Raw genomic sequence first — 24,016 nt, 5'->3', positions numbered from 1 at the left:
AGAAAGAGTAATGGATGAGGTCTTTGTACATACTGAAGGCACAGTTTTAAAAATAATGGACAAGGTTCGAATTTTATTGAGTAATATTGATAATGACGAGCAACCAAAGAATGTTAAAAGCGCCGCCCAAACGTATCAAAAGGTCTTAACAGAGTACTCTAACGCATCACAATTTAATAAAGCAAATAGCAGTGTAGAACTAACTTTGAAGTTAATTCACTCAGCACAAACGCTTGCGATCGGCGTAACGTACTTAAGCGATTTACCTATAGAACTGATAGAAAATGCCAATGAAATCATTAGTTTATGTATCTACGTGCGTGAAGTTATGCAACCAAAAAATGTTCATGATGCTGAAGATTTGTTGGCCAAATTTGAGGATAGACTTTTAAAGGTTCAGGAAGATAACAGTAGGTATGATAGACACATTAAAGCTTCGTTCGCTCAAAATGAAGCTAGAATGGACGACCTAAAAGAAAAGTCAGATAAACTAGCAACTTCGATATACGAGCAAACTGAGAAAATCAATGAATTTTATGCTGATGCAATTACAGAGATTGACTCTAAGAAAGAACAAATTGATGGGATATTAGGTCATGTATCTGGGCGAGCTATATCTGGGGATTATGAATCTAACTCATCAGAAGAAAAGAAAATTGCCAATAGACTGAGGTATGGTTCCCTTCTATGCATGCTTTTTATTGTTCTAATTGTCGCTTATTCTTTTTGGGAAACGACTCAAGCTTCATTTCAGTGGGAGCAAAGCATATTTCGTGTTGCTCTAGCTGCCATTCTATCCGTTCCGGCCGCTTATTTAGCTAGAGAATCAGCTAAACATAGAGAACAACAGTACAGTCACTTACAAACATCTCTGAATTTAAAAACTCTATCGCCTTACATTGCGAGCTTGCCAGAACCGGAACAACACAGAATTAAGGCTGAAGTCGCACAACGTTTGTTTTCAAGTAAAGATTTTTCAAGAGTTACTGATGATTCATATCCACTAAATACACATGAGTTGATTATGGAGCTATTGAAAAAAATTGACCCTAAAAAATAGTAACAACTTCAACAAACGAGGTTTTCGACCTAATAGTTTTTTGTGTTTGTTGTGAAAGTTATCGTTGTTTAACTTACTAATAATTAGTTCATCGGAGAATTAAATGAAAGCAGTAGTAGCAGGTATTAACTCTTCAATTGGAATGTATGCAGCTGAAATTGATGGTACAGGTGAGTACGTGATTTTTGAGTTACTAGATACAGATGAGCCTGAGATCGGAGATGTAATAGTTCATCCGGACTTTTACTCGATGGGCGGTGAAACGTATAGAAATCAAACTCAAGGCTATTCAATTGAAGTTTATGTTCAAAATGTAGGTAATAAAAACATCGCAAGGGAAATGCTTTCCTAGAGGTGTTGTTGTTTTGTTGAAAAATTGATTTTGATAAGGGAATTTAATGAAAAAGAGATTACAGGTTTTTGTTTCTTCAACGTATGTAGATTTAAAGGATGAAAGACAGGCTGCTGTTTCTGCAATCTTAAAGTCAGGGCATATTCCAGCTGGTATGGAGTTGTTTACTGCAGGAGACCAAAGCCAGTGGGATATTATTAAGCGGTGGATAGATGAGTCTGACGTTTATATGTTAATTCTAGGAGGTCGCTATGGCAGTGTAGAGCCTCAAAGTGGTCTTAGTTACACGGAGCTTGAATATAATTACGCCCTAGAAAGTGGAAAACCGCTGTTTGCTGTCGTAATTAATGAATCAGCCCTAGATCAGAAGTTACAAAACAAAGGGGCTTCAGTAATTGAAAAGGATTACCCCGTTGAATTAAAAGAGTTCAAACAGAAAGTCCTATCAAACATGTCTTCATTCTATGATGATGAGAAAGATATTCGTCTTTGTGTATTAGAGAGCTTGCCTGATATTGCCGCATCTAGAAACTTGAATGGATGGATTTCAGGTGCCGAAGTGCCCGACACAAAGGGATTGGTAGACGAGATTAATCGACTCACCCAAGAGAACAACGAATTGAACAATGAAATGGTTAGACTTCAAGATAAGCTCAAGAATCAACCTAAACATAACGCAAATCAGTCATTCGATGAAACAATAGAATTATTGAAGTCTATAAACGTAAAGCTATCAGACAAACTAGCAGACTCATACGGCCGAGAAGAGTTGAACTTGTTTGATGCACTTTTGTGGTTAAAAGAAGCGTTAATTACCGGAATCACCAATTCACCGTCTTCTGATAGCGTAACTTTGTATGTATATAAAAACATTTGCCCGAGGCTACAAATACATGACTTAGTCGTAAATGAAAAAGTGGCATCGGTAAAATATCGCCGCTTCTCTTTAACGAAACTAGGTCAACAAGTATTAGCGCATCATGAAAAGCAGAAACTATTGAATAAATAGACCTTGAAACATAGCCCCTCCAGAGGCCACGACACGGGCGTGGCCTTTTTAATATCCAAGTTTCCTTCTGCTAGAATCATCGCGCAGCGATAGGCTCTTAGAATCACGTCCATCTCCCCCCAATCTGTATAGTCACCATTCTTTTGTTGTGTTTCGTCCACAGACATACAAGGCCGCAAGTCGCTTGCGACTAAGAAAGGCCGCTTCATTAACTTATCCCCGAGTTTCGAGGGGGTAAAAGCATTAATACCATTACTATCCTTAATATCATGGTTCTAGTCGAAGACTATGCGGGCTAAGTAAATAGAGTAGGGAATGGTAGTAAGAACTAGGAGTAGTTTAGATCTATATATACGCGACTTTTGCACAGCCGAAATAAGATCGTGAGAATGCCAACCTCAAGCGATTAAAAAAACAACCTACTTGTGGATATGTTAGAGTGAAATAAATGGTGAGAACGGCCATAATGAGCCAATTCAAAGTATGAATTGCGTTGATAGATCGCAAATAACGCCAGTTAAGGCGCATTGAAAAGAGTTTAGGCTATTGTGGTATTGGGACTAGGTTCTTAGCTTCTGCCGCTTCTTTGCGGCGTCTGCATAGCAGTGTAATTGGGGTTTGAATGTATTTCACTGGACGGCCAATGCGGTTAGCAAAGGTTTTAAGCCAACGTTTAGACGCGGTCTTAGCTTCTTTGTACTGTTCAAAGATACCGATATCGTGAAAATATGCGTCTGTTACTCTTTTGATAGACGCTAGGCCGCGCCATTTTTGCAGGTTGTCTTTCCCTGTGTAGGTTTCTCTAGGCTGTTTGGATGTGATCCAACCTTTGTTAAATGCGAACTTAACGCACTGTTTAACACGCCAGATAGGGAAATCGCAGATATCAGCAATGTAGCCCCAAGACCGTAGAGCAAAGCCGTCCTTTGTAGCTACACCAATCTTATTCGAGCTTAGACACATTTCGTTTACTAGGGCTTTCATTACTATCGCAATATCACGAGCAAAGCTCTTACGAACGCCACGGCCATTAGATGTGAGAAACGCAGTTGAACTTGATGGACACTGTACGATTTTATCCAACACAGCACGATTCAGACACGCCAAGGGGCGGTCTTTGCGCTGTTTATTGGTTAAGTCGTACATGCTCATGTGGGATTATCTCGCCTTTAGCGTTTCTTTAAGGCGGTAAAGCTCAATCAACGCTCCACGGTAGTAATGAGCAGCAGCTTCTTTACCTTGGTCCGTGAGTGATGGATTAGCTTGGTATTCGTCACTGTGTTTTTGTAATACATCCATACGATCTTGGATGATTTCAGCAGGGGTTTTACGTTGATTTGACATGGTGTTGATCCTTCTTTAATAAGTCTGGTCAATACTTAAAAGCCTTGGAACATCACTTGTTTACAGACAGCCCCCGTAAAAGCTTCGAATCAATTAAGGGGGCTTTAAAGGATGTTCGCAAAGTCTCCCGACTTGACGAAGAGTATTAAAGAACAATCTAACGTTGGTGTATAGAGGGCTTATACACGTTGGTTTTGTCATATACTGCGTTTAGGAGGTGAATAAATGATAACAACCTTAGAATTATTGAATCGTTTATGTGAATTAAAACAAGTACATAGCACTAGAGAAGTCGCTAAATTACTTGGTATAGGACACGCGACTGTTCAAAACTGGCGAAATGGTAAGACAATGAGTGATGATCTTGCTTGTGAAGTAGCTGAAATCTTAGGATTAGACGTAGACCTTACTTTGTTAGCCATATTAGCCGAAAGGTCTAAAAATCAACGTACAATCGAAGTTATTGAGCGTGTGATTGAAGATAAAAAAAGAGCGTGATTTTATAGGCAAAAAGTAAGGGTATCTAATTGATTTAATTGAGAAAGATGCCTTTATTTTTTGCCTATCCCACTGCGTATTATGTATATTATGTTAAATTGACTTTGGTGTTTATAAGGCAGGTATCTTTATGTGATGCCCTGCCTCTTATTTCTGGTCTGATTTAGCGTTCTATTTAACAGTAAAGCTATTTACCATAAAATACCTAATAAACATATTTCCTAATCTTCGATTAAGAATACGTTTATTAGATCTCAAGCATTAATCGATCAATAGCTTCTGTGATCTCTTTGGTTCTAACTGGCTTGGTAACGAAATCATTCATACCAACATCCAAACATGAAAACCTGTCTTCTACTGATGTGTGTGCTGTTAGCGCAACGATTGGTGTTTGGATGTTTGCTTCTCTCATGTATTTGGTTGTGGTTAATCCATCCATGACAGGCATCGACACGTCCATTAGGATAATGTCTATTGAATCGTTGCCTTTTTCAATAAAGCCAATCGCTTCTTCACCATTACTTGCGATGAAAACTTCATGGCCTTGTCTTGTTAGGATTAACTTAATCACCATTTGGTTCGTCGGGTTGTCTTCCACAACTAAAACTGAGTATCTGCTTCTTAGATCTCGCGTACAGTCATCTTGTACACCTTCAGTGAGATTGTTCGTTACTCTGGTGAGCACTGGTAACTGTACTTCGAACTTAGAGCCTTTTCCTGGCTCACTCTCTACAGATATACGTCCGCGCATCAGTTCAACAAGTCGTTTGGTGATAGCCAAGCCTAAGCCAGTGCCACCAAATCGTCGTGTGATTGTGCTGTCGGCTTGAACAAATGGACTGAACAATGAAGCAAGTTGCTGTGAGCTAATGCCAATCCCGGTGTCTTCTACCGTTATATAGAATGAGCTTTGCTGGTATTTGATAGACACATGAACGTGTCCTTGCTCAGTGAACTTAATCGCGTTGCCAATCAGATTAAATAAGATCTGCGCCAAACGACTTGGGTCAAGATAATGAAGTTCACCTTCAGGGATGTCGCTGGTTACGGTTAGCGCTAGTCCTTTATCGTCTGCCATCTTCTTTTGTTCAGATAAAACAAACGTTACAGTGTCTCTTACGTTACTCCATTGAGGTGACAACGAGAAACATCCAGACTCGATTTTTGAAAAGTCCAATACGTCACTGATGATCGCTAACAGCAACTCAGACGATGTACTCATATTAAGCAGTATAGACTGTTGTTCTTCGTTGAGTGATGTCGATTTCAACGTATCGATTAGGCCGATAATCGCGTTCAACGGAGTTCTTAATTCATGGCTCATCATGGCTAGGAATTCAGACTTAGCCTTGTTGGCTCTTTCTGCATCTTTCCTTGCTGTGACTAACTCGGCGGTACGTTCTCGAACTGTGGCTTCAAGCTTTTCTTTGTTTTCAATATCAAAAACTGCACGCTCAATCAGAGGTCTAAAACGGTTAAGCGTCGCTTTGGTTTCAATGCTGAAATGTTTGGTATTGGAGTGGATAAAGATGATCACGGACTGTGTGAGCCCGCTATCAATGCCGGTAATCAGAACGGAGTTAATCTGGTCGAGAACAATGGGATGCAAAGAGTTGAATTCACCCAATGATTTGGGTTCAAAAAGGATGGCGCATTCTCCATTGATGACTCGAGATAGCTTACCGCAATCTGTCCAGTTCATCTGTTCGAAGACTTTGTTATTGGTTAACAGGGTCTTGAAACTACCTTCGTTCCCTACCCTTGATACCACGATAAAGTCATCAAACTTAATGTATTTTTTGAGCACGAACTCAAGACTAGAGAAGATCTCGGAGATGTTACTCGCCTTACTGATTGCAGAGATGGTTGATAGGATTACCCTATTCTCTTCAGCCAGCTTTCGCTCGCGGGCTTTCAGTTTTTGCAGTTCAATACGTGCTTCTTGCAGCGCTTCTTGACCTTCCGATCCCATTACTTCTTTAACCTATAAAACGTTGCTGACGACACCATTAAGTTTCCGTGTGCGTTCTCACCACCAGAGAGTCTGCCTTGTTCACCAAAAGTGAATGGGCATATGTATGGAAGCCCATTAAGTGCTTGATTTATTTGGTCACAAACCTCGTCCATGTCTTGCTTTAGGTTGAGCATTGGGCCTGCGCAAAATATGTTGATTGCTCCGAGCTTCTCTTCAAGATCCATGTCGTTGTAGTAAGAAGAATGAATGATATTAGCGGCACGGCTTATTAACTGTTGCTTGGAGCCCTGCATTAAGTAGATGGTGTCGCCTTCACTGATGTCGGTGAAGAGCTCGATCCCATTGCACTCTGTTTCTCTAATCGAGTGAGATAGTTTGAAATATGGGTAGTCATAAGACGAACCGACCTTTCTGCCCAATGGATAAACAGACGACTTTTCAAAGATATAGCCATCATCGCTGCCACCTATATGGAAGTTTGTCCATTCGTTATAAACGGTGACTGCGGGCCTATGGTCTATCTCTAATAATATTCTGTTTCGTACTTTGGTCACGGTACCTGAATAACGCGTTGGTGTGTGACCAGCACTGAATGAGGAATAGATAGACTGGGATGCAAATACGACGGTTAAAGACACACCATTGATAGAGAGTGATTCTTCGGTAAAGATGCTCCAATTTCCAGAAACCTGATTGTCCGCCGCGCTGCCTCCGATAATGGGTACCTCGGTACCGAACTTGTTATCGATGGCTGCCATCACCTTCTCTTCGTTCCCTGGTGTGGAATGCAACAAGATAAGATCGGGGATTTCACCTTCACGATTGGCGTTTTTAAGTGCTCTATCTATCGCGCTAAAGGTGCTTTGTTCTATAGAGTCGCCAAAGTGTTCTATACCCGTACCATAGGCGTTGATGCCTGAATCGTAAATGATAAGGACGCCAATTACTGGGCCTGAATGGAACCCAGTTTCGGTCATGATACCGTGACAAGTGGTACAGCCATGAATAGGAGTGTTTGGGAGAGCATCTACGAAATATCTCTGCACTGCGAGCGTGGAGTACTCTTCTGTGCAGTAACAAATAAGACAGGCAATATTGTCAGGGTTTTCGACCCCATTGAGCAACTCATCTACCGCGATTTTATCGTCTAGCGAATAAGAGACTTTTGATAGAAATTTCATAGATTTCTGGAAACTTTATTAATGTTGTCTTTATAACACTTTAATGCATTGTGTTTCACTGATTTGGTACATATTTCTATCAAAAGCGCCGAGGTGTGTCCAAGTTTTCGCTCTCTTACTCTTTAGAGAGGTTTACAGAAAACGTGCTTATCTGTTGTGGAAATGTAACTGTTATTGAGGAGCTATTATCATCGGTTTGTAACAGCCAATTTGAAGGCCCTTTCTCTTCCAAAATTCCGCTTTCATTGTAGCTAATGATAAACTTGCCAGTTTTAGATGTTTCGATCGAATAGCCTAGGTTATCGTCTGAAATTAAAACATTATGATTATCAATACTAAATTCACAAGGTTTTGAAACTATACAGTTTACTGTTTCGTTATTATCGTATGTTACTGTTCTCCAAGTAAATGCAGCTATTAAAATAACCAACATGACGATAATTTGAACAAGCCTGCCTTTTGTTAGCTTTTGTGCCGCCATTATAATCTTTACTCCTTGTTACAAAGTTCAAAGTTTTTAAATAAAAATCCAATTCCAGACCAAGCGTAAGGTTACTACTCTGTCATTGATTTGTTAATTCAAGTATAGTGTCGCGTTGAAAATGCCACTTTTTTTTAAAATCAGCAAGTGGAAATAAAGCCCTGAATAGGCTGCATTTCCTTTTCTAATTTGGGTGGCATTACGACGTGAGTCGTGTTGGAAGTAAAGTGTAGTAAATAAGAAATTGGAAGCATGCAAATGAGCCAAGAAAAGCAGCTTGAACAAAACTACAACTATACGGTCGTCCGTCAATTTACCCTCGTTACAATTTTGTGGGGTATTGTCGGTATGGGCGTTGGTGTTTTGATTGCCGCTCAATTAGTTTGGCCACAGCTAAACTTTGATACGCCGTGGTTGACGTACAGTCGTTTACGTCCCCTGCATACTAATGCGGTTATTTTTGCGTTCGGTACAAGTGCGCTGTTTGCAACATCATATTATGTTGTGCAACGTACCTGTCAAACGCGTCTCTTTGGTGGCCCTCTCGTAGCCTTTACCTTTTGGGGTTGGCAAGCGATTATCCTGTCCGCTGCAATTACTTTACCGTTAGGTTTGACCTCTGGTAAAGAATACGCAGAACTAGAATGGCCAATCGATATTGCTATTACTCTTGTGTGGGTAGCTTATGCGGTCGTGTTCTTCGGAACTATGATTAAGCGTAAAACATCGCACATTTACGTAGCAAACTGGTTCTTCGGAGCCTTCATCATCACGGTTGCCGTGTTGCACATCGTTAACAGCTTAGCTGTTCCTGTATCTGCGTTTAAATCGTACTCGATTTACTCAGGTGCAATTGATGCAATGGTGCAATGGTGGTACGGACACAATGCGGTAGGCTTCCTATTGACAGCTGGTTTCCTAGGTATGATGTACTACTTCGTTCCTAAACAAGCTGGTCGCCCTGTTTATTCTTACCGTTTGTCGATCGTTCACTTCTGGGCTCTTGTGTCTCTGTATATTTGGGCTGGTCCTCACCACCTACACTACACTGCACTTCCTGACTGGACTCAGTCTCTAGGTATGGTTATGTCTTTGGTTCTGTTTGCTCCTTCTTGGGGTGGCATGATCAACGGTATTATGACTCTATCTGGTGCGTGGCATAAGCTTCGCTATGACCCAATCCTACGTTTCCTAATCGTTTCTCTATCATTCTACGGCATGTCGACTTTCGAAGGCCCAATGATGGCAATCAAAACGGTTAACGCACTATCTCACTACACGGACTGGACTATCGGTCACGTTCACTCTGGTGCGTTAGGTTGGGTTGCAATGGTTTCTATCGGTTCGGTTTACCACTTAGTTCCTAAACTATTTGGTCAAGAGCGTATGTACTCTGTATCTCTAATCAATGTTCACTTCTGGTTAGCAACGATTGGTACGGTTTTCTACATTGTTGCAATGTGGATCTCTGGTGTGATGCAAGGTCTGATGTGGCGTGCAGTTAACTCTGACGGTACATTAACTTACAGCTTCGTTGAATCTGTAGAAGCGTCTTACCCGTTCTACTTTGTACGTTTCCTAGGTGGTTTCATCTTCCTATCTGGTATGTTCTTAATGGCATACAACACGTACAAAACTGTTTCTGCACCTAAAGATAGCCTTAAAGCTATCGCTCAACCGGCTTAAGGAGATTTAGAATGAGCTCAAATTCAAATAATCGCCATGAGTTGGTAGAGAAGAACGTTGGCCTACTAGCGATCTTGATCGTTATTGCTATCAGTTTTGGTGCTTTAGTAGAAATTACCCCTCTTATCTTCCAAAAGCAGACAACTGAACCTGTAGAAAACCTACGCGTTTACTCTGCTCTGGAAATGGAAGGTCGTGATATCTACATTCGTGAAGGTTGTAACGTATGTCACAGCCAAATGATTCGTCCTTTCCGCTCTGAGACTGAACGTTACGGCCACTACTCTGTAGCTGGCGAAAGCGTTTGGGAACACCCATTCCTATGGGGCTCTAAGCGTACTGGTCCTGATCTAGCACGTGTTGGTGACCGTTACTCTGATGAGTGGCACCGTGTTCACCTTATCGACCCTCGTGAACTTGTTCCTGAATCAAACATGCCTGGTTTCCCATGGCTTGCTGAGAATGTACTTGATGGCAAATTGACTCAACAGAAGCTTGAACTCTTCCGTAATCAATTTGGTGTTCCTTACACAGACGAACAAATTGCTAACGCTAAACAAGATGTTGAAGGAAAAACAGAGATGGATGCAATCATCGCTTACCTTCAATCGCTTGGCCACGCAATGAAATAAGGAATAATTATGGACATTATTACATTTCAAAGTGTTTGGACCGTGACTGTTTTTGCTTGCTTCATCGGCATCGTTTGGTGGGCATACGGCAAAAACCGTAAATCACGTTTCGACGAAGACGCGAACCTAGTGTTTGCTGACGACGAGCCAGCAACAAGTTCTAAAAATGAAGGAGTGACAAAGTAATGAGTACATTCTGGAGTATCTGGGTTAGTGCGATTACGATTGGTACCCTAATTGGTTGTGCTGTCTTACTTCGTTGGTGTTTTAAAGATAAAACAGGCGTTGAAGAAGGTCATGATATGGGCCATGAATACGATGGTATTCGTGAGCTTAACAACCCACTACCAAAATGGTGGACATACCTTTTCATCAGTACGATTGTTTTTGCTGCGGTTTACCTTGCTCTATACCCAGGCCTTGGCAACTTTAAAGGTCTACTAGGTTGGACAAGTTCAAACCAAGAAGTTCGTAGCATTGAAGAGTCTCGCTCTGCAATTGCTGCTGCGCAAGCAAACAAACAGTTAGATGCGTACGCGAAAGAGCTTGATGATGCAGACACCTACTTCGGTGAAGCATTCAGAAAGCTTGCTCACGACGAAAATGGTTTACGTTCAATCCCTGACATTGCATCAGATGCTGACGCAATCAAAGTGGGTCAACGTTTATTCTTGCAAAACTGTTCTCAGTGTCACGGCTCTGATGCACGTGGTCAGAAAGGTTTCCCTAACCTAACTGACGACGCATGGCTATATGGCGGCGAACCTGAGGCTATCGTAACAACAGTTATGCACGGTCGTGTTGGTCAAATGCCAGGTTGGAAAGACGCGCTTGGCGAAGAAGGCGTAAAAGAAGTAGTTAGCTACACTCTTAGCCTTTCTGGTCGTAGCGTAAACGCACGTGAAGCAGAAGCTGGTAAAGCTCGCTTTGTAGTGTGTGCTGCGTGTCACGGTACTGATGGTAAGGGTAACCCTGCTGTTGGCGCTCCTGACCTGACTGACCGCGATTGGTTGTTTGGCGATTCACGCGCAGATGTAACTGAAACAGTTATGTACGGACGTTCTGGCGTAATGCCTGCTTGGAAAGACATTCTAGGCGAAGACAAAGTACAACTGGTTTCATCTTACGTGTGGAGCTTAAGCAACTCGGATAATAAGTAACATTTCAATAACAGCCTCTTTCTAAGAGGCTGTCTTTCCTTTATTTTATAACCCCTTCTTTTTATTCTTTTTTGAGATATTTTTTATGGTAAAGCCTTGGTATAAACAGTTTTGGCCGTGGTTCTTAATCGCGTTGCCAGCAACAGTAGTTATTTGGACCATCATGACGGTTATTGTGTTTACACAGAACTCTGTAGACCTAGTGACTGAGGATTACTATAAAAAAGGAAAAGGCATTAATGTCGATATTTCGAAAGTAAACATCGCTAAAGAATTAGGCCTGTCAGCTTTAGTTAACGAGAAAGGTAACTCGGTTATCATTACTCTAGACAAAGGCAAGCTTGAACACTTCCCTGCTATTAGCGCGATGTTCGTTCACAGAACGTTGCCTGACCGCGATTTCACTCAACTGCTGACTGCAGACGCGAGAGGCAACTACACCTTGACTCTAGACCACGAAATGCAAGGTCCATGGTTTATCGAGCTTTCTCCGCACGATTCTGAATGGTTAGTGCAAGGTCGTATGAACTTCCCTATTGAAACTCCTACTCAACTAACGAACTAAAGCTTATGTGTGAATCCTGTTATCACTGCGGTGAAGATGTACCAGCGGAAACGGATTTTAAAGTAGAGATCTTAGGATCGACTCGTAAGATGTGTTGTCCGGGTTGCGAAACCGTAGCCCAGACAATCGTTGATAGCGGTTTGGTTTCTTACTACCAATATCGCACCGCTCCTGCTGAAAAAGCTGATCTAGTGCCAGAGCAACTGCTGGCACTCAGTCATTACGACAACGAAGATGTTCAATTAGAGTTTGTTCGTAACTCCGAAAATACCTCTGAAGTGACATTGTCACTAGAAGGTGTCTCTTGTGCCGCCTGTGCATGGCTTATCGAGAAGCAAGTCTCTTCAAAACAAGGTGTTGGTAGCATCCGTGTGAATACCACCACTAACCGTGCGCTACTTAGCTGGGACAACACGCAAGTTAAACTGAGTGAGTTGTTATCGGCAATCCATACCCTAGGCTACAAAGCTGCGCCTTTCGAGGCAGACCAACAAGAAGCGGCCTACCACCGCTCAATGAAGAACTACTTGTATCGCCTTGGTGTCGCTGGTCTAGCAACCATGCAGGTGATGATGCTGGCGGTAGCGCTATACCTTGAAGTGTTTGGAAATCTTGAACCTGAGTTTAAAAACTACTTCCGCTGGGTCAGCTTGATCTTCGCGACACCGGTTCTGCTCTATTCTGCGTTGCCTTTCTATATCAATGCATGGCGAAGCGTCAAAGGCAGAACGTTAGGTATGGATGTGCCTGTGTCGATTGCTCTTTTGTTTGCCTACGTGGCGAGCTTGGTTGCAACCGTGACAGAACAAGGAGAAGTCTTCTTCGAATCGATTTCGATGTTCACCTTCTTCCTGTTGCTTGGTCGCTTCCTTGAAATGCGCGCTCGTCGTAAAGCGGCTGCAGCAAGTGGTAACCTGCTTAAGTTGGTGCCTGCAATGGCAACAACGCTCGATGGCGAACAAGTTCCAGTTAAAACCTTAAAAGTAGGCGATCAGATCCGCGTACTTCCGGGTGAACACATTCCTGCTGATGGCAAAGTGCTGTCTGGCCGAGTCCACATCGATGAATCCATGCTGACTGGCGAATCTATCCATGTGGTGAAAAACGAAGGCGATACCGTCTTTGCAGGCACATTGAATGGTGATGAATCGTTTGAATTGGAAGTGATGACGTCTAAAGCAGATTCAGTGATTTCCAATATTGTTCGCCTACAAGACGAAGCGCAACTGTCTAAGCCTCGCATCGCAGAGATTGCGGATGTGGTTGCTCGATACTTTGTCGCTGTGATTCTGATTATTTCGTTCGGTACTTGGTTTTACTGGCACCAAACACGCCCTGAAGACGCATTCTGGATCATGCTTTCGGTACTTGTTGCGACTTGTCCATGTGCTCTTTCACTGGCTACACCCACTGCGATTACTTGTTCAACCTCTCGTATGGGTAACTTCGGTATTTTGCTACGTAAAGGCCATGTGTTTGAAACCTTGTGTAAAGTGAACCACTTGATCATCGATAAGACGGGTACGTTGACTGAGGGTGATATTCGTATCAGCCAAGTAGACACCTACTCAGATCTTGATAAAGAGACATGTTTACAAGTTGCAGCTAGCCTGGAACAACACGCGAACCACCCTATTGCTAAAGCATTCAAGAGCTATGTTTCTGATGCTCTCGAAGTAGAATCTGTTAACAATGTGATTGGCTCGGGTATTACTGGTGAGTGGAATGGTCAAGAAGTAGCAATCGGTAGTAGTGAGTTTATTCTTGGTGAATCTCAACCTTCCGAAAGTAATGGTATCTACCTGTCTTTAGCTGGCCGTCATATCGCTACATTTACTTATGAAGACCCGATTCGTAAAGAAAGTATCGAGTTCATTAAGCAATTCAAAGAAGCGGGTATCAAAACCACCTTGCTGACTGGTGACTCGTTGATTAACGCAAAACCTGTTGCTGAAGAGATTGGCATTACCGATATCGTTGCGAACGCGAAACCTGAAGATAAGCTGGCTTACCTTAACTCTAGAGACGCAAGTGACATCACAATGATGGTTGGCGATGGAATTAACGATGCCCCTATTCTTGCGGGTGCTCACCTTTCTGTCGCAATGGGCGGTGGTACAGACGTGGCTAAAGCTTCTGCAGACATGGTTTTATTGGGCGACAAACTCGATAGATTACTGAAGTCGCGTACTTTGGCGCTAAAAACGCGTAAGATAATCCGTGAGAACCTTGCATGGTCGTTGGGATATAACCTGCTTATTCTTCCATTGGCTGTCGCTGGTTTGGTTGCTCCTTACATTGCCGTTGTTGGCATGTCTGCTAGCTCTATTATTGTTGTGTCTAACTCGTTAAGGCTTTTAAAAGAGCAAGGTAAATAATGGAAAGTTTATACATACTCATTCCAATCGCGATCGTACTTGTATGTATCGCTGTCGGCATCTTTCTATGGGCTGTTAAGAGTGAACAGTTTGAAGACCTTGAGCGCCAAGGCCACAACATTCTGTTTGATGAAGACGAAAAGGCTCACAACCATTCTGACAGCAAACCTGCTAAGAATGAAAAAGCCAATACAGAAAGCCAACCTAACTTAGATAAAAAGAATGATGACGCCTGATTGGATCGGAGCGTTTGTTGTTGGATTGATCGGCGCAGGACACTGCATGGGAATGTGTGGTGGTATCGCGTCGCTTCTTTCGATCGGTAATGCCAAACCTTCCCCTGTTATCCCTCTCCTATATAACTTTGGACGTCTATTAAGCTATGCCGTGATTGGTGGCGTGATAGGCGGAGCAATCTCTTCGATTGGCCAGCTCAGCGATTTTAATGCTTTGCTCGGCTGGCTACGTCTATTCGCTGCTGTCTTTATGATCATCTTAGGCTTATACATTGGCAAATGGTGGTTCGGCTTGTTGTTCTTTGAAAAAGTCGGCCAGAAGCTTTGGCGTTATATCTCTCCAATCGGTAAGTCTTTTCTTCCGCTCAAACACCCAAGCCACGCCCTGCCTTTTGGTTTTATCTGGGGTTGGCTTCCATGTGGCCTTGTTTACTCAATGCTAACGTGGGCTGCGGTATCGGGAAGTTGGTACAACGGAGCGGGCATCATGCTTGCCTTCGGTTTAGGGACGCTTCCAGCGATGCTGACGGTTGGTATGGGCGCTAATTTCCTCAAAAAACTGCAACAAGCTGACTTATTTCGCCAACTAGGCGCAATTTTAATCCTCATTTACGGTTTCTATACCGGTTATATGGCATTGCAGCTCATTATTTATACCGTATAGCCATTCTTTAAATCCGGTTTTTTTACTACCCAACTGGATAAAGGAATGCTAAAATATTGACGTATATCAAATAGTGAAAGATTGTTATGATTTCTGAAAAGCCTGTGACGAAACGTGTTCAGTCTGGCGGCTGTGCAATCCATTGCCAGGATTGTAGTATTAGCCAGCTCTGTATTCCGTTTACTTTGAATGAATCTGAACTCGATCAACTTGATCAGATCATTGAGAGAAAAAAGCCTATTCAAAAGGGCCAAGAGTTATTTAAAGCCGGTGACGAGCTTAAATCTCTATATGCTATTCGCTCTGGAACGATCAAGAGCTACACGATTACCGAGCAAGGTGATGAGCAGATTACTGCATTCCACCTAGCGGGCGATCTTGTTGGCTTCGATGCGATTACTGGTGACCTACACCCTAGTTTCGCACAAGCACTAGAAACTTCTATGGTATGTGAAATCCCATATGAGATTCTCGATGACCTATCAGGAAAAATGCCTAAATTGCGTCAGCAAATTATGCGTCTGATGAGTAACGAGATTAAAGGTGACCAAGAAATGATTCTGCTTCTTTCTAAGAAGAACGCGGAAGAGCGTCTTGCTGCATTCCTTTACAACCTTTCTACTCGTTTCTCTCAACGTGGCTTCAGCCCACGCGAGTTCCGCCTAACGATGACTCGTGGCGATATTGGTAACTACCTTGGTTTGACTGTTGAAACAATCAGCCGTCTTTTAGGTCGTTTCCAAAAAGCAGACATCTTGAGCGTTAAAGGCAAATATATCACTATCGAAGATCACGATGCGTTGATGGAACTTGCTGGCGTTTCAAAAGAATAGTCTAGATATCAATGATGTAGTTCAATAATGAGCTACATCATGTTTCTCTCTTAAAACCTCTTTTATTTCTCTTAATCTCCCCATAACTACGCTACATTATTTATATGTTCGGTCTGAAAAGTAGGCTTAGTTATGAGTATCTATAACAAAATTTTAGTTGTCGCAGACATTAATCACGATGAGCAACCTGCTCTAGTTCGTGCTATCCAACTTGCCAAGAAAAGCACCTCAACAAGCCACATCACTTTCTTTTTGTCGATATACGACTTCTCGTATGAAATGACATCTATGCTCTCTGTCGATGAGAGAGACGCAATGCGTAAAGGCGTGATTCACCAGCGTGAAATCTGGATGAATAAAGTCGCAGAACCTTACCTTGATGATTCCATCGAATTTAATGTTCAAGTGGTTTGGCATAATCGCCCATATGAAGCGATCATTGCTGAGGTCTACAGTGGTGGACACGACATCTTGATTAAAGGGACGCGCAAGCACGACACATTAGAATCAGTTATCTTCACACCAACCGACTGGCACCTATTGAGAAAGTGCCCTAGCCCTGTGCTACTGGTTAAAAATGATTTCTGGCCTGATAACGCGAAGATCTTTGCTTCAGTTCACGTAGGCTCAGAGACAGAAGCTCACCTAGAACTTAACGATACGATGGTTGATAGATTACTTGAGATCACTGGTCGCTTGGATGCTGAACCACTCTTGGTTAATGCTTACCCTGTGACACCGGCGAATATCACTATCGAACTGCCTGAGTTTGACCCAACGTCTTACACTGACGCCGTTCGCGGTCATCACTTAACCGCAATGAAGGCACTACGCCAGAAACACGGTATGTGTGAAGAGCAAACTGTTGTTGAGCAAGGCTTACCAGAAGATGTGATTCCACGCGTCGCGTCTGAAAATAACGCCGCTATGGTAATTCTAGGGACAACAGGTCGTACTGGCTTGTCTGCCGTGTTTATTGGTAATACCGCAGAACATGTGATCGATAAGATTAACTGTGACGTGTTGGCTCTTAAGCCGTCTGGTTATGTTAGCCCGTTAGACCCTAACCTTTCGAAAGGTTAAGTCGTTTAAGCATTGAACTTCACGACAAGTTCAACTCATAAAAAAACGCCTCAAGTACTGCTTGAGGCGTTTTTGTTTGTCTATCGCTACTTATACAAAATAGCTCAAGCGTGATTCATCTCGTTATACGTTAGTCACGTCGATGAACATTGACTCATCGATGTTAGAAGATGAAATCTCAGCTTCTTGGAATTCGTATTCTTCACGTTCGCCGCTACGGTCTAGTGGAAGGTTCACGAAATCAAACAGTTCGCGGTCAGCCAGTTGGCTTGGGCTAACGTTTTGAATTGATTTGAAGATCTTCTCAACACGACCCGGTGTTTTCTTGTCCCAATCAATCAGCATCGCTTTGATGTTCTGACGTTGTAGGTTCTCTTGTGAGCCACATAGGTTACAAGGAATGATTGGGAACTCTTTGTGTTCAGCGTATTTGATTAGGTCCGTTTCACGACAGTAAGTCAGTGGACGAATAACAACGTTACGACCATCATCAGAACGAAGCTTCGGTGGCATTGCCTTTAGACGTGCACCGTGGAACATGTTCAGGAACATAGTTTCAACGATGTCATCAAGGTGGTGGCCAAGTGCGATCTTAGTTGCACCAATCTTCTCAGCGAACGAGTACAAAGTACCACGACGCAGACGAGAACATAGGCCACATGTTGTTTTGCCTTCTGGCACCTTCTCTTTAACCACTGAGTATGTGTCCTTATCTACGATGTAGTAAGGAATGTTCAGCGTTTCAAAGTATTCAGGAAGAATGTGCTCAGGGAACCCAGGTTGTTTTTGATCTAGGTTTACCGCTACAACATCAAACTTGATAGGTGCTGCTTCACGTAAACGTAGCAAAATGTCTAGCATCGCAAATGAATCTTTACCGCCACTAATACATGCCATTACTACGTCATTCTCTTCGATCATGTTGTAGTCGATGATGGCATTTCCAACATTTCTTCTCAGACGTTTCTGAAGTTTGTTGAATTCAAGTGTTTCTTTTCTATTATCGTTTTGGTTCATTGCGACTCTCACACCGTCGTATTACCGACTGTAGATTGCTAGTGGGACTGTTTTAGGGCGTGGATTATACGGATTTTTATTTCAGGTTGAAATAGTAACGGCAGGATAAACAAGGCGAGTAATAGAAAGATTCGGTTTTATCTTGCGATAAAGACTAGAAATTTTCGACAAGCTGTAGGATTTTGAGATAAATAGGCATTCACAAATGCGAATCACCCTGTTGATAGAAAAAGAAAAGCAGCCTATTCCTATAAGGTTCAGCTGCTTTCCATTGTGCTGTTTAAGCTCTAGTAAGGTTGATTCGGCAAACTCTAGTTAGGCAAACTCTATTGCGCAGGAATGTAAGGTAATACGCGAATAGTGGGTTCCGGTAACGTGATACTGTCACTTCCATTCAGTTCTTCTAGAGTGAATTTCGCACGCCCTTGTGTGATTGGGATTTGCTTACCGTTAGACAGCGTGATGTTGCCTTCAAGCTTGTTATCAAATTCTAAGGTTAACCCTTCAACATCCGGCGTGAACCAACTGGAGAACATGCCGCTGACGTCTTCTAACATCGCTTGCATCTGTGGTAACAGGCTTTCCAACTGTGCAACCTCAACCGTTCCTGCTAAAGGCTCTTGAGTCATTACAACCAAAGAATACGCACACTCTTGTTCTTGAGTTTGAACAAAGATAAGTGGGTTCGCTGAACGAAGGTTTTGATCGACAGGTAAAAGTAGCTCATGCGTTGGAGATACTTTTAGCTCTTCGTAATGCTCTTCTTTTTCCATCCATGCTTTGCTGATGTGACAGATGGTTTGAGCTTGTTGATCCACAAAGAAGACCGCAACTTTGACGTCATCGTGCCCTTCTTTGGTGTTGTTTTTAAGTTGTGTATAGAGCTTAGAATACGTGAACATGTATTCTTGCGCTGCAGCGGGTAAAGAGACCCCAAGGCTTAGTGAGGCTAATAAAGCGAGTGCTGTCTTTTTCATTATTATAATCTTGTCGAAGTTGAGCGTTTATAAATAGAAAGAGCAGCCATGAGCTGCTCTTTGTGTAATGCCGATTGGTTTAGCCTACTATGAAAGGCAACCAACTGATATCAAATCGAGTTACTTTTTCCAGTATACCTCGTTGTGACGGATCATAGCTTGTAAATCAGTCACATAGTCAGAACCTCGCTCAGAATATTTTAGCAACCCATTAGTAAGCTCTGTAGCCGTGCTTGTCGTGAGCAAATCATCGCCTTGTGCTGCAAGTTTGGCGCGGATTGCTCTTAAATCGGCATAAGCACGATTTCGGTTCAGGTTCATGAAGTAACGATGTACCGACTCTTGGCTTGAAGAGAATGTTGCCACTTCATGAGAGCTACCTTCGTTACGTTGTAGCGGAACAAGGCCACAACCTTTGGTGTAACACCAGTGCCCGAAATAGTTGTTCGCTTGGGTTGCGAAGCGCGATGTGCCCCAAGCTGACTCATTGGCCGCCTGAGTTAAGACAAGCGCTTCTGGTAGCACATTTACACGGTTCAGCATCTCTGTAAGCCAAGCTTGATCTAAGCCTGACGAAGGCACTGGCAAGCTGTACAACTTCCCTAGCCTTTTTGCGTATGACACATCTTCCGAGTCAATGTTCGAAATGCCTGCGTCAGAAACCTTAGTCAAAAACGCACGCTCTTTAGTGATGCGTTTGTTTTCGATATTGATACTTGGACGTAAATACGAAAAGAAGGAGTCTTTTTTCTCGTTTACATCTTCAATGGCAGCAAAGTTCGGTGTATTTGAAGCCACGGTTAAGTTGCCGAACTGCTGTTCAGAGTCTTGGCTTGTCTTGCTTGCCCGACGTCGCTCTTCTTCTTGTTGGTAAAGAAGTGGCCCAACTAATGAGATCGAGCCAACAAGGGCAAGTGCCGTCACTTTTAATGCAAGAGATTTACTTGAGCTTGCTTGAACGTTATTACGCATCGAATACCTGCGGGTTTTTGTTGTTATCGTCGTTATTATCGTCATCACTCTTCGGGTGCTCAGAAGCAATCACCTTCAGTTTGATGCCAAACATTTCGCGGTAAAGAATCCCTTTCACATGGAAGAAGAAAGGCAAAACGAAGATCAGGCCAATGCCGTACATCATTGCAGCGACGATGAACATCAACATAACGAGCAAGTAGATAGATGCAACGGTGAAGATCTTCTTATTCACAGCACGTAATGAAAGCAGCAGCGATTGCATTGGCGGCACTTTCTTATCACAAATCAGCAGGATTGAATGGCTGAACGCAAGCGAGAAGTAAATCGACAAGAACGGCAGAATCATACCCGCGATGCCTTGCAGCATTAGGCTAAACAAAGTCACCAGAATAACAGGAACCGTGAACTGCAAACCTTTACCAATATGACGCACTTTAGTTTGTAGACCAGCTGCGTGGCTCATCGCCATCAAACAGATACCTGCATAGATAGGCGCGCTGATCACTTCATAGCTGAAGTTGGCAATAAAAATGGATTCAACAATTTGTGGCGTAAACGCCTCAGGATCGATAACGGCATCTAAGATAACCGCAGGGTCACCCAGTTGCAGTTTTAGTGCGATATAAAAGATAGCCAGTTGCACGAACATCAGAGCAACAATCGCAGGGGAAAACGAAAGAAAGTGACTTATCGTATGTTTCCAAGCTTCTTGAAATACAGCCGTTGCTTTGAGCTCATAATCGCCGGAAAGTGCACGGTTGATACTACCGCCCAAATTAAAATCTTTTTCGATGTCGTTGTTCATATTGATACCTAGGTGCGCCAATTAAACTAAGCGACCTAACTTATTGATAAAAAATTACCTTCATTATACTCATATGTCGGATACAAACTAAAATATGAATCTGTAACAAGGCTTGCTTTTGCGTCTTAATGGTTAATAATTAGACACTTGTCGGGGTGTAAACCCAGTAAATTACAGTATGGTAAAGGATGTTTACTTTTACCTGCGAAATTTTTTATCTTCGAAAGGTAAAAAATGCTTTGAATTCACGTTTTTGGTGATTATGATGCGCGCCTTAAAGGTGTATAGCAACAGGTCTCAAATAGAACCAAGGTGGAGAAAAACAGACGTTGAACGCTAAAAAATCAGTAGGAAAGCCAGTAGTACAGCTAACTGGCATTAGTAAAAGTTTCGATGGTAAGGAAGTCATCGGCAATCTTGATTTAAACGTAAATCATGGTGAGTTTCTCACGATTTTAGGCCCATCAGGTTGTGGTAAAACAACCGTACTAAGAATGATTGCGGGTTTTGAAACAGCAGATAGTGGTCAAATACTATTAGCTGAACAGAACGTAACCCAAGTTCCTGCTGAACAAAGGCATGTCAACACTGTATTCCAAAGCTATGCCCTATTCCCGCATATGACCGTTTTCGACAATGTGGCATTTGGCTTACGCATGCAGAAAGTACCAAGCAGCGAGATTGAACCTCGTGTAATGGACGCTTTAAAAATGGTGCGCCTAGAACAAATGGCACAGCGAAAACCACACCAGCTATCTGGTGGCCAACAGCAACGTATCGCAATCGCTCGTGCTGTCGTTAATAAGCCAAAAGTTCTACTATTGGATGAATCTCTATCTGCTCTTGATTACAAATTACGTAAACAGATGCAAATCGAGCTTAAACAATTACAACGCCAACTTGGTATCACGTTCATTTTTGTAACGCATGACCAAGAAGAAGCGCTGTCTATGTCTGACCGTATTATTGTTATGCGTGATGGCGTGATTGAACAAGATGGTACGCCAAGAGAGATCTACGAAGAGCCTAAGAACCTGTTTGTAGCCCGCTTCATTGGTGAAATTAACGTATTCGAAGCGACAGCGAAATCTCGTCTAGATGAAAAACGCATTGTTGCGACAATCGAAGGTGAAGAGTCTGTTATCTATCACGATAAAGACGTAACTCCGGGTCAAAAACTGCAAGTATTGCTTCGCCCTGAAGATCTTCGTATCGAAGAAATCAAAGAGTCTGAGCAACGCGGTATTGTTGGCCACATTGTCGAGCGAACCTATAAAGGCATGACATTAGATTCAGTGGTAGAACTTGAATCTGGTATGCGTGTCATGGTTAGCGAATTCTTCAACGAAGATGACCCTGATGTTGATCACTCACTGGGCCAAAAAGTTGCAGTAACTTGGGTTGAGAGCTGGGAAGTGGTATTAGAAGATGAGCAAGAAGTTTAATTTACAAAACGCGATTGTTGCTTTAATCACAGGTTGGTTAGTGCTGTTCGTGATGATTCCAAATATCATGATCATCGGTACTAGCTTCTTAACTCGTGACGAAGCGAACTTGATCGAGATGACCTTCACTCTCGATAACTACGTGCGTTTGGCTGACCCGCTGTATTTTAAAGTGCTGATGCACTCTTTCTATATGGCGATTGTCGCGACCCTACTTTGTTTAATCATTGGTTACCCGTTCGCTTACATCGTGGCAAAAATGCCGGCGAAATGGCGTCCAATCATGTTGTTCCTAGTGATTGTGCCATTCTGGACGAACTCTTTGATCCGTACTTACGGACTAAAAGTGGTGCTGGGTACTCAAGGTGTGTTGAACAAAGGCTTGTTAGCATTAGACATTATCGATAAGCCGCTACGTATCATGTACTCAGAAACAGCAGTAATGATCGGTTTGGTGTATATCCTACTTCCGTTCATGATTCTGCCGTTGTATTCAGCGATTGAAAAACTGGATGATACGTATTTAGAAGCCGCGAAAGATTTAGGTGCGAACAAACTGCAAACGCTATTGAAAGTGGTACTTCCTTTGACAATGCCAGGCATTATCGGCGGTTGTTTATTAGTACTTCTTCCTGCGTTAGGCATGTTCTACATCTCTGATCTATTGGGCGGCGCTAAGAACCTACTAATCGGTAATGTGATTAAGAGCCAAGTGCTCAACGCTCGAGACTGGCCGTTTGGTGCAGCAACGAGCATCGCCTTGACCATGGCAATGGCTGTGATGCTATATGCCTACTACCGAGCAGGTAAGCTATTGAACAAGAAAGTGGAGCTAGACTAATGGGTCGCACAGTTAAGTTCAGCTTTATGGCGCTGGTATACGCTTTTCTATACCTACCTATTATCGTATTGATTGCGAACTCATTTAATGCCAACAAGTTTGGTATGAAATGGGGGGGCTTCACCACTAAGTGGTATGACGCGCTGATTAACAACGACAGCCTAATGCAGGCTGCGTGGCACTCGATTAACGTAGCAGTGTTCTCAGCAACAGCTGCAACGATTGTCGGAAGCTTGACAGCAGTAGCCCTATTCCGTTACCAGTTCAAAGGTAAAGGCGTAGTCAATGGCATGCTGTTCATCGTAATGATGTCACCAGATATCGTAATGGCGATTTCGCTTCTTGCGCTATTCTTGGTAATGGGTGTGCAACTTGGGTTCTTTACCTTACTTGCCGCACACATTACTTTCTGTCTGCCGTTTGTTGTTGTAACGGTCTACAGTCGCTTGAATGGCTTTGATGTGAAAATGCTAGAAGCAGCAAAAGATTTAGGTGCAAGCGAGTGGACGATTCTAAAGCAGATCATCCTTCCTCTTGCTAAGCCAGCGGTGGCTGCGGGTTGGTTATTGAGCTTCACCCTGTCTTTGGACGACGTGATCATCAGCTCTTTCGTAACGGGCCCAACGTATGAAATCTTGCCACTGAAGATTTACTCAATGGTTAAAGTGGGTATCTCTCCTGAGGTAAACGCCCTAGCAACAGTGATGTTAGTGGTGTCGTTAGTACTGGTGATTATTTCTCAGTTACTAGCGAGAGAGAAGATCAAGTAAGTCTCCTACTCTATACAGAGGTGAACTTGATAAGAAGTTAACAAACTTC

At 42.7% G+C, this 24,016-nt stretch carries 26 protein-coding genes; 17 read left to right on the top strand and 9 right to left on the bottom strand.

The annotated features are described in order from the left end of the window. Positions 1-10 precede the first annotated feature (10 nt). The 3 genes from FLM53_RS00305 to FLM53_RS00295 all read left to right on the top strand — a co-directional run bounded on the left by FLM53_RS00305 (position 11) and on the right by FLM53_RS00295 (position 2,421). Positions 11-1,060 carry a hypothetical protein gene (locus tag FLM53_RS00305; protein ID WP_176681170.1) on the top strand — a complete coding sequence of 350 codons (1,050 nt, stop codon included), beginning with the start codon at positions 11-13 and terminating at the stop codon, positions 1,058-1,060. A gap of 103 nt (positions 1,061-1,163) precedes the next feature. After that, a complete protein-coding gene (locus FLM53_RS00300) occupies positions 1,164-1,412 on the top strand; it encodes a hypothetical protein (RefSeq protein WP_176681171.1) in 249 nt (82 codons plus the stop codon). A gap of 46 nt (positions 1,413-1,458) precedes the next feature. Next, the gene (locus FLM53_RS00295; RefSeq protein ID WP_176681172.1) at positions 1,459-2,421 is read left to right on the top strand and encodes a DUF4062 domain-containing protein; all 963 of its coding nucleotides are present in this window, start codon (positions 1,459-1,461) and stop codon (positions 2,419-2,421) included. A gap of 543 nt (positions 2,422-2,964) precedes the next feature. Here FLM53_RS00295 and FLM53_RS00290 read toward each other — a convergent pair. Both FLM53_RS00290 and FLM53_RS00285 read right to left on the bottom strand, forming a co-directional pair. Beyond that, positions 2,965-3,573 carry a hypothetical protein gene (locus FLM53_RS00290; RefSeq protein WP_176681173.1) on the bottom strand — a complete coding sequence of 203 codons (609 nt, stop codon included), beginning with the start codon at positions 3,571-3,573 and terminating at the stop codon, positions 2,965-2,967. A gap of 6 nt (positions 3,574-3,579) precedes the next feature. Beyond that, positions 3,580-3,765: a hypothetical protein gene (locus FLM53_RS00285; protein WP_176681174.1), complete on the bottom strand. Its 186-nt coding sequence runs from the start codon at positions 3,763-3,765 to the stop codon at positions 3,580-3,582. A 225-nt stretch (positions 3,766-3,990) separates the two neighbouring features. Here FLM53_RS00285 and FLM53_RS00280 point away from each other — a divergent pair, with 225 nt between their 5' ends. Next, positions 3,991-4,263, top strand: a complete 273-nt coding sequence (locus tag FLM53_RS00280) for a helix-turn-helix transcriptional regulator (protein WP_176681175.1) — start codon at positions 3,991-3,993, stop codon at positions 4,261-4,263. 247 nt (positions 4,264-4,510) lie between these two features. Here the strand turns inward: FLM53_RS00280 and FLM53_RS00275 are convergent, their stop codons facing one another. From FLM53_RS00275 to FLM53_RS00265, 3 genes are all read right to left on the bottom strand, one after another. After that, complete coding sequence (locus tag FLM53_RS00275) at positions 4,511-6,235, bottom strand: ATP-binding protein (protein ID WP_176681176.1); 1,725 nt, start codon at positions 6,233-6,235, stop codon at positions 4,511-4,513. Further along, complete coding sequence (locus FLM53_RS00270) at positions 6,235-7,419, bottom strand: FIST signal transduction protein (RefSeq protein WP_176681177.1); 1,185 nt, start codon at positions 7,417-7,419, stop codon at positions 6,235-6,237. Before FLM53_RS00270 ends, FLM53_RS00275 begins: the two co-directional genes overlap by 1 nt. A 115-nt stretch (positions 7,420-7,534) precedes the next feature. Then, the gene (locus tag FLM53_RS00265) at positions 7,535-7,900 is read right to left on the bottom strand and encodes a hypothetical protein (RefSeq protein ID WP_176681178.1); all 366 of its coding nucleotides are present in this window, start codon (positions 7,898-7,900) and stop codon (positions 7,535-7,537) included. 258 nt (positions 7,901-8,158) lie between these two features. Between FLM53_RS00265 and ccoN the strand changes: the two genes are divergently transcribed. The 10 genes from ccoN (at position 8,159) to uspE (ending at position 17,137) form a co-directional block, all read left to right on the top strand. After that, entirely contained in the window at positions 8,159-9,586 is a 1,428-nt protein-coding gene (gene ccoN / locus FLM53_RS00260) for a cytochrome-c oxidase, cbb3-type subunit I (protein ID WP_050645360.1), read from the top strand. 11 nt (positions 9,587-9,597) lie between these two features. After that, a complete protein-coding gene (gene ccoO / locus FLM53_RS00255) occupies positions 9,598-10,218 on the top strand; it encodes a cytochrome-c oxidase, cbb3-type subunit II (protein ID WP_004742292.1) in 621 nt (206 codons plus the stop codon). 9 nt (positions 10,219-10,227) lie between these two features. Further along, positions 10,228-10,404 carry a CcoQ/FixQ family Cbb3-type cytochrome c oxidase assembly chaperone gene (locus tag FLM53_RS00250; protein WP_004742291.1) on the top strand — a complete coding sequence of 59 codons (177 nt, stop codon included), beginning with the start codon at positions 10,228-10,230 and terminating at the stop codon, positions 10,402-10,404. Then, entirely contained in the window at positions 10,404-11,378 is a 975-nt protein-coding gene (ccoP, locus tag FLM53_RS00245) for a cytochrome-c oxidase, cbb3-type subunit III (protein ID WP_086711456.1), read from the top strand. The genes FLM53_RS00250 and ccoP overlap by 1 nt, the downstream gene beginning before the upstream one ends. 85 nt (positions 11,379-11,463) lie before the next feature. Further along, positions 11,464-11,943 carry a FixH family protein gene (locus FLM53_RS00240; protein WP_123301700.1) on the top strand — a complete coding sequence of 160 codons (480 nt, stop codon included), beginning with the start codon at positions 11,464-11,466 and terminating at the stop codon, positions 11,941-11,943. Positions 11,944-11,948: 5 nt separating this feature from the next. Continuing rightward, the gene (locus tag FLM53_RS00235; protein ID WP_176681179.1) at positions 11,949-14,321 is read left to right on the top strand and encodes a heavy metal translocating P-type ATPase metal-binding domain-containing protein; all 2,373 of its coding nucleotides are present in this window, start codon (positions 11,949-11,951) and stop codon (positions 14,319-14,321) included. Continuing rightward, positions 14,321-14,557, top strand: a complete 237-nt coding sequence (gene ccoS, locus FLM53_RS00230) for a cbb3-type cytochrome oxidase assembly protein CcoS (RefSeq protein WP_176681180.1) — start codon at positions 14,321-14,323, stop codon at positions 14,555-14,557. Before FLM53_RS00235 ends, ccoS begins: the two co-directional genes overlap by 1 nt. Continuing rightward, a complete protein-coding gene (locus tag FLM53_RS00225; protein ID WP_176681953.1) occupies positions 14,547-15,221 on the top strand; it encodes a sulfite exporter TauE/SafE family protein in 675 nt (224 codons plus the stop codon). Before ccoS ends, FLM53_RS00225 begins: the two co-directional genes overlap by 11 nt. 86 nt (positions 15,222-15,307) lie before the next feature. After that, on the top strand, positions 15,308-16,054 hold the full coding sequence (locus FLM53_RS00220) for an FNR family transcription factor (RefSeq protein WP_017632474.1): 747 nt from the start codon (positions 15,308-15,310) through the stop codon (positions 16,052-16,054). A 132-nt stretch (positions 16,055-16,186) separates the two neighbouring features. Continuing rightward, positions 16,187-17,137, top strand: a complete 951-nt coding sequence (gene uspE / locus FLM53_RS00215) for a universal stress protein UspE (RefSeq protein WP_176681181.1) — start codon at positions 16,187-16,189, stop codon at positions 17,135-17,137. Between the two features lie 123 nt (positions 17,138-17,260). Here the strand turns inward: uspE and ttcA are convergent, their stop codons facing one another. The 4 genes from ttcA to FLM53_RS00195 all read right to left on the bottom strand — a co-directional run bounded on the left by ttcA (position 17,261) and on the right by FLM53_RS00195 (position 20,911). Continuing rightward, a complete protein-coding gene (gene ttcA / locus FLM53_RS00210) occupies positions 17,261-18,154 on the bottom strand; it encodes a tRNA 2-thiocytidine(32) synthetase TtcA (protein ID WP_017632476.1) in 894 nt (297 codons plus the stop codon). 326 nt (positions 18,155-18,480) lie between these two features. After that, positions 18,481-19,131, bottom strand: a complete 651-nt coding sequence (locus tag FLM53_RS00205; RefSeq protein WP_176681182.1) for a DUF2987 domain-containing protein — start codon at positions 19,129-19,131, stop codon at positions 18,481-18,483. A gap of 120 nt (positions 19,132-19,251) precedes the next feature. Beyond that, a complete protein-coding gene (locus FLM53_RS00200; RefSeq protein ID WP_176681183.1) occupies positions 19,252-20,103 on the bottom strand; it encodes a glucosaminidase domain-containing protein in 852 nt (283 codons plus the stop codon). Beyond that, the gene (locus tag FLM53_RS00195) at positions 20,096-20,911 is read right to left on the bottom strand and encodes a hypothetical protein (RefSeq protein WP_029405598.1); all 816 of its coding nucleotides are present in this window, start codon (positions 20,909-20,911) and stop codon (positions 20,096-20,098) included. Before FLM53_RS00195 ends, FLM53_RS00200 begins: the two co-directional genes overlap by 8 nt. A gap of 329 nt (positions 20,912-21,240) precedes the next feature. Between FLM53_RS00195 and potA the strand changes: the two genes are divergently transcribed. Genes potA through potC form a run of 3 tightly spaced genes read left to right on the top strand, consistent with a single transcriptional unit; the run spans position 21,241 to position 23,967 of the window. Next, positions 21,241-22,356: a spermidine/putrescine ABC transporter ATP-binding protein PotA gene (gene potA / locus FLM53_RS00190; protein WP_050653493.1), complete on the top strand. Its 1,116-nt coding sequence runs from the start codon at positions 21,241-21,243 to the stop codon at positions 22,354-22,356. Further along, complete coding sequence (gene potB / locus FLM53_RS00185; RefSeq protein WP_017632481.1) at positions 22,340-23,197, top strand: spermidine/putrescine ABC transporter permease PotB; 858 nt, start codon at positions 22,340-22,342, stop codon at positions 23,195-23,197. The genes potA and potB overlap by 17 nt, the downstream gene beginning before the upstream one ends. Next, positions 23,197-23,967: a spermidine/putrescine ABC transporter permease PotC gene (potC, locus tag FLM53_RS00180; RefSeq protein ID WP_008217945.1), complete on the top strand. Its 771-nt coding sequence runs from the start codon at positions 23,197-23,199 to the stop codon at positions 23,965-23,967. The genes potB and potC overlap by 1 nt, the downstream gene beginning before the upstream one ends. The last annotated feature ends 49 nt before the right edge of the window (positions 23,968-24,016 follow it).

Source organism: Vibrio sp. Scap24, from assembly GCF_013394185.1.
GTDB lineage: Bacteria > Pseudomonadota > Gammaproteobacteria > Enterobacterales > Vibrionaceae > Vibrio > Vibrio pomeroyi.
The sequence above is the reverse complement of the archived record's forward strand: the minus strand, read 5'-3'. Positions and strand labels throughout refer to the sequence as shown.

Coding starts and splice junctions, on each gene's coding strand:
- FLM53_RS00305 (WP_176681170.1), top strand. CDS start 11: ATGGATGAGGTCTTTGTACATACTGAAGGCACAGTTTTAAAAATAATG.
- FLM53_RS00300 (WP_176681171.1), top strand. CDS start 1,164: ATGAAAGCAGTAGTAGCAGGTATTAACTCTTCAATTGGAATGTATGCA.
- FLM53_RS00295 (WP_176681172.1), top strand. CDS start 1,459: ATGAAAAAGAGATTACAGGTTTTTGTTTCTTCAACGTATGTAGATTTA.
- FLM53_RS00290 (WP_176681173.1), bottom strand. CDS start 3,573: ATGAGCATGTACGACTTAACCAATAAACAGCGCAAAGACCGCCCCTTG.
- FLM53_RS00285 (WP_176681174.1), bottom strand. CDS start 3,765: ATGTCAAATCAACGTAAAACCCCTGCTGAAATCATCCAAGATCGTATG.
- FLM53_RS00280 (WP_176681175.1), top strand. CDS start 3,991: ATGATAACAACCTTAGAATTATTGAATCGTTTATGTGAATTAAAACAA.
- FLM53_RS00275 (WP_176681176.1), bottom strand. CDS start 6,235: ATGGGATCGGAAGGTCAAGAAGCGCTGCAAGAAGCACGTATTGAACTG.
- FLM53_RS00270 (WP_176681177.1), bottom strand. CDS start 7,419: ATGAAATTTCTATCAAAAGTCTCTTATTCGCTAGACGATAAAATCGCG.
- FLM53_RS00265 (WP_176681178.1), bottom strand. CDS start 7,900: ATGGCGGCACAAAAGCTAACAAAAGGCAGGCTTGTTCAAATTATCGTC.
- ccoN (WP_050645360.1), top strand. CDS start 8,159: ATGAGCCAAGAAAAGCAGCTTGAACAAAACTACAACTATACGGTCGTC.
- ccoO (WP_004742292.1), top strand. CDS start 9,598: ATGAGCTCAAATTCAAATAATCGCCATGAGTTGGTAGAGAAGAACGTT.
- FLM53_RS00250 (WP_004742291.1), top strand. CDS start 10,228: ATGGACATTATTACATTTCAAAGTGTTTGGACCGTGACTGTTTTTGCT.
- ccoP (WP_086711456.1), top strand. CDS start 10,404: ATGAGTACATTCTGGAGTATCTGGGTTAGTGCGATTACGATTGGTACC.
- FLM53_RS00240 (WP_123301700.1), top strand. CDS start 11,464: ATGGTAAAGCCTTGGTATAAACAGTTTTGGCCGTGGTTCTTAATCGCG.
- FLM53_RS00235 (WP_176681179.1), top strand. CDS start 11,949: ATGTGTGAATCCTGTTATCACTGCGGTGAAGATGTACCAGCGGAAACG.
- ccoS (WP_176681180.1), top strand. CDS start 14,321: ATGGAAAGTTTATACATACTCATTCCAATCGCGATCGTACTTGTATGT.
- FLM53_RS00225 (WP_176681953.1), top strand. CDS start 14,547: ATGACGCCTGATTGGATCGGAGCGTTTGTTGTTGGATTGATCGGCGCA.
- FLM53_RS00220 (WP_017632474.1), top strand. CDS start 15,308: ATGATTTCTGAAAAGCCTGTGACGAAACGTGTTCAGTCTGGCGGCTGT.
- uspE (WP_176681181.1), top strand. CDS start 16,187: ATGAGTATCTATAACAAAATTTTAGTTGTCGCAGACATTAATCACGAT.
- ttcA (WP_017632476.1), bottom strand. CDS start 18,154: ATGAACCAAAACGATAATAGAAAAGAAACACTTGAATTCAACAAACTT.
- FLM53_RS00205 (WP_176681182.1), bottom strand. CDS start 19,131: ATGAAAAAGACAGCACTCGCTTTATTAGCCTCACTAAGCCTTGGGGTC.
- FLM53_RS00200 (WP_176681183.1), bottom strand. CDS start 20,103: ATGCGTAATAACGTTCAAGCAAGCTCAAGTAAATCTCTTGCATTAAAA.
- FLM53_RS00195 (WP_029405598.1), bottom strand. CDS start 20,911: ATGAACAACGACATCGAAAAAGATTTTAATTTGGGCGGTAGTATCAAC.
- potB (WP_017632481.1), top strand. CDS start 22,340: ATGAGCAAGAAGTTTAATTTACAAAACGCGATTGTTGCTTTAATCACA.
- potC (WP_008217945.1), top strand. CDS start 23,197: ATGGGTCGCACAGTTAAGTTCAGCTTTATGGCGCTGGTATACGCTTTT.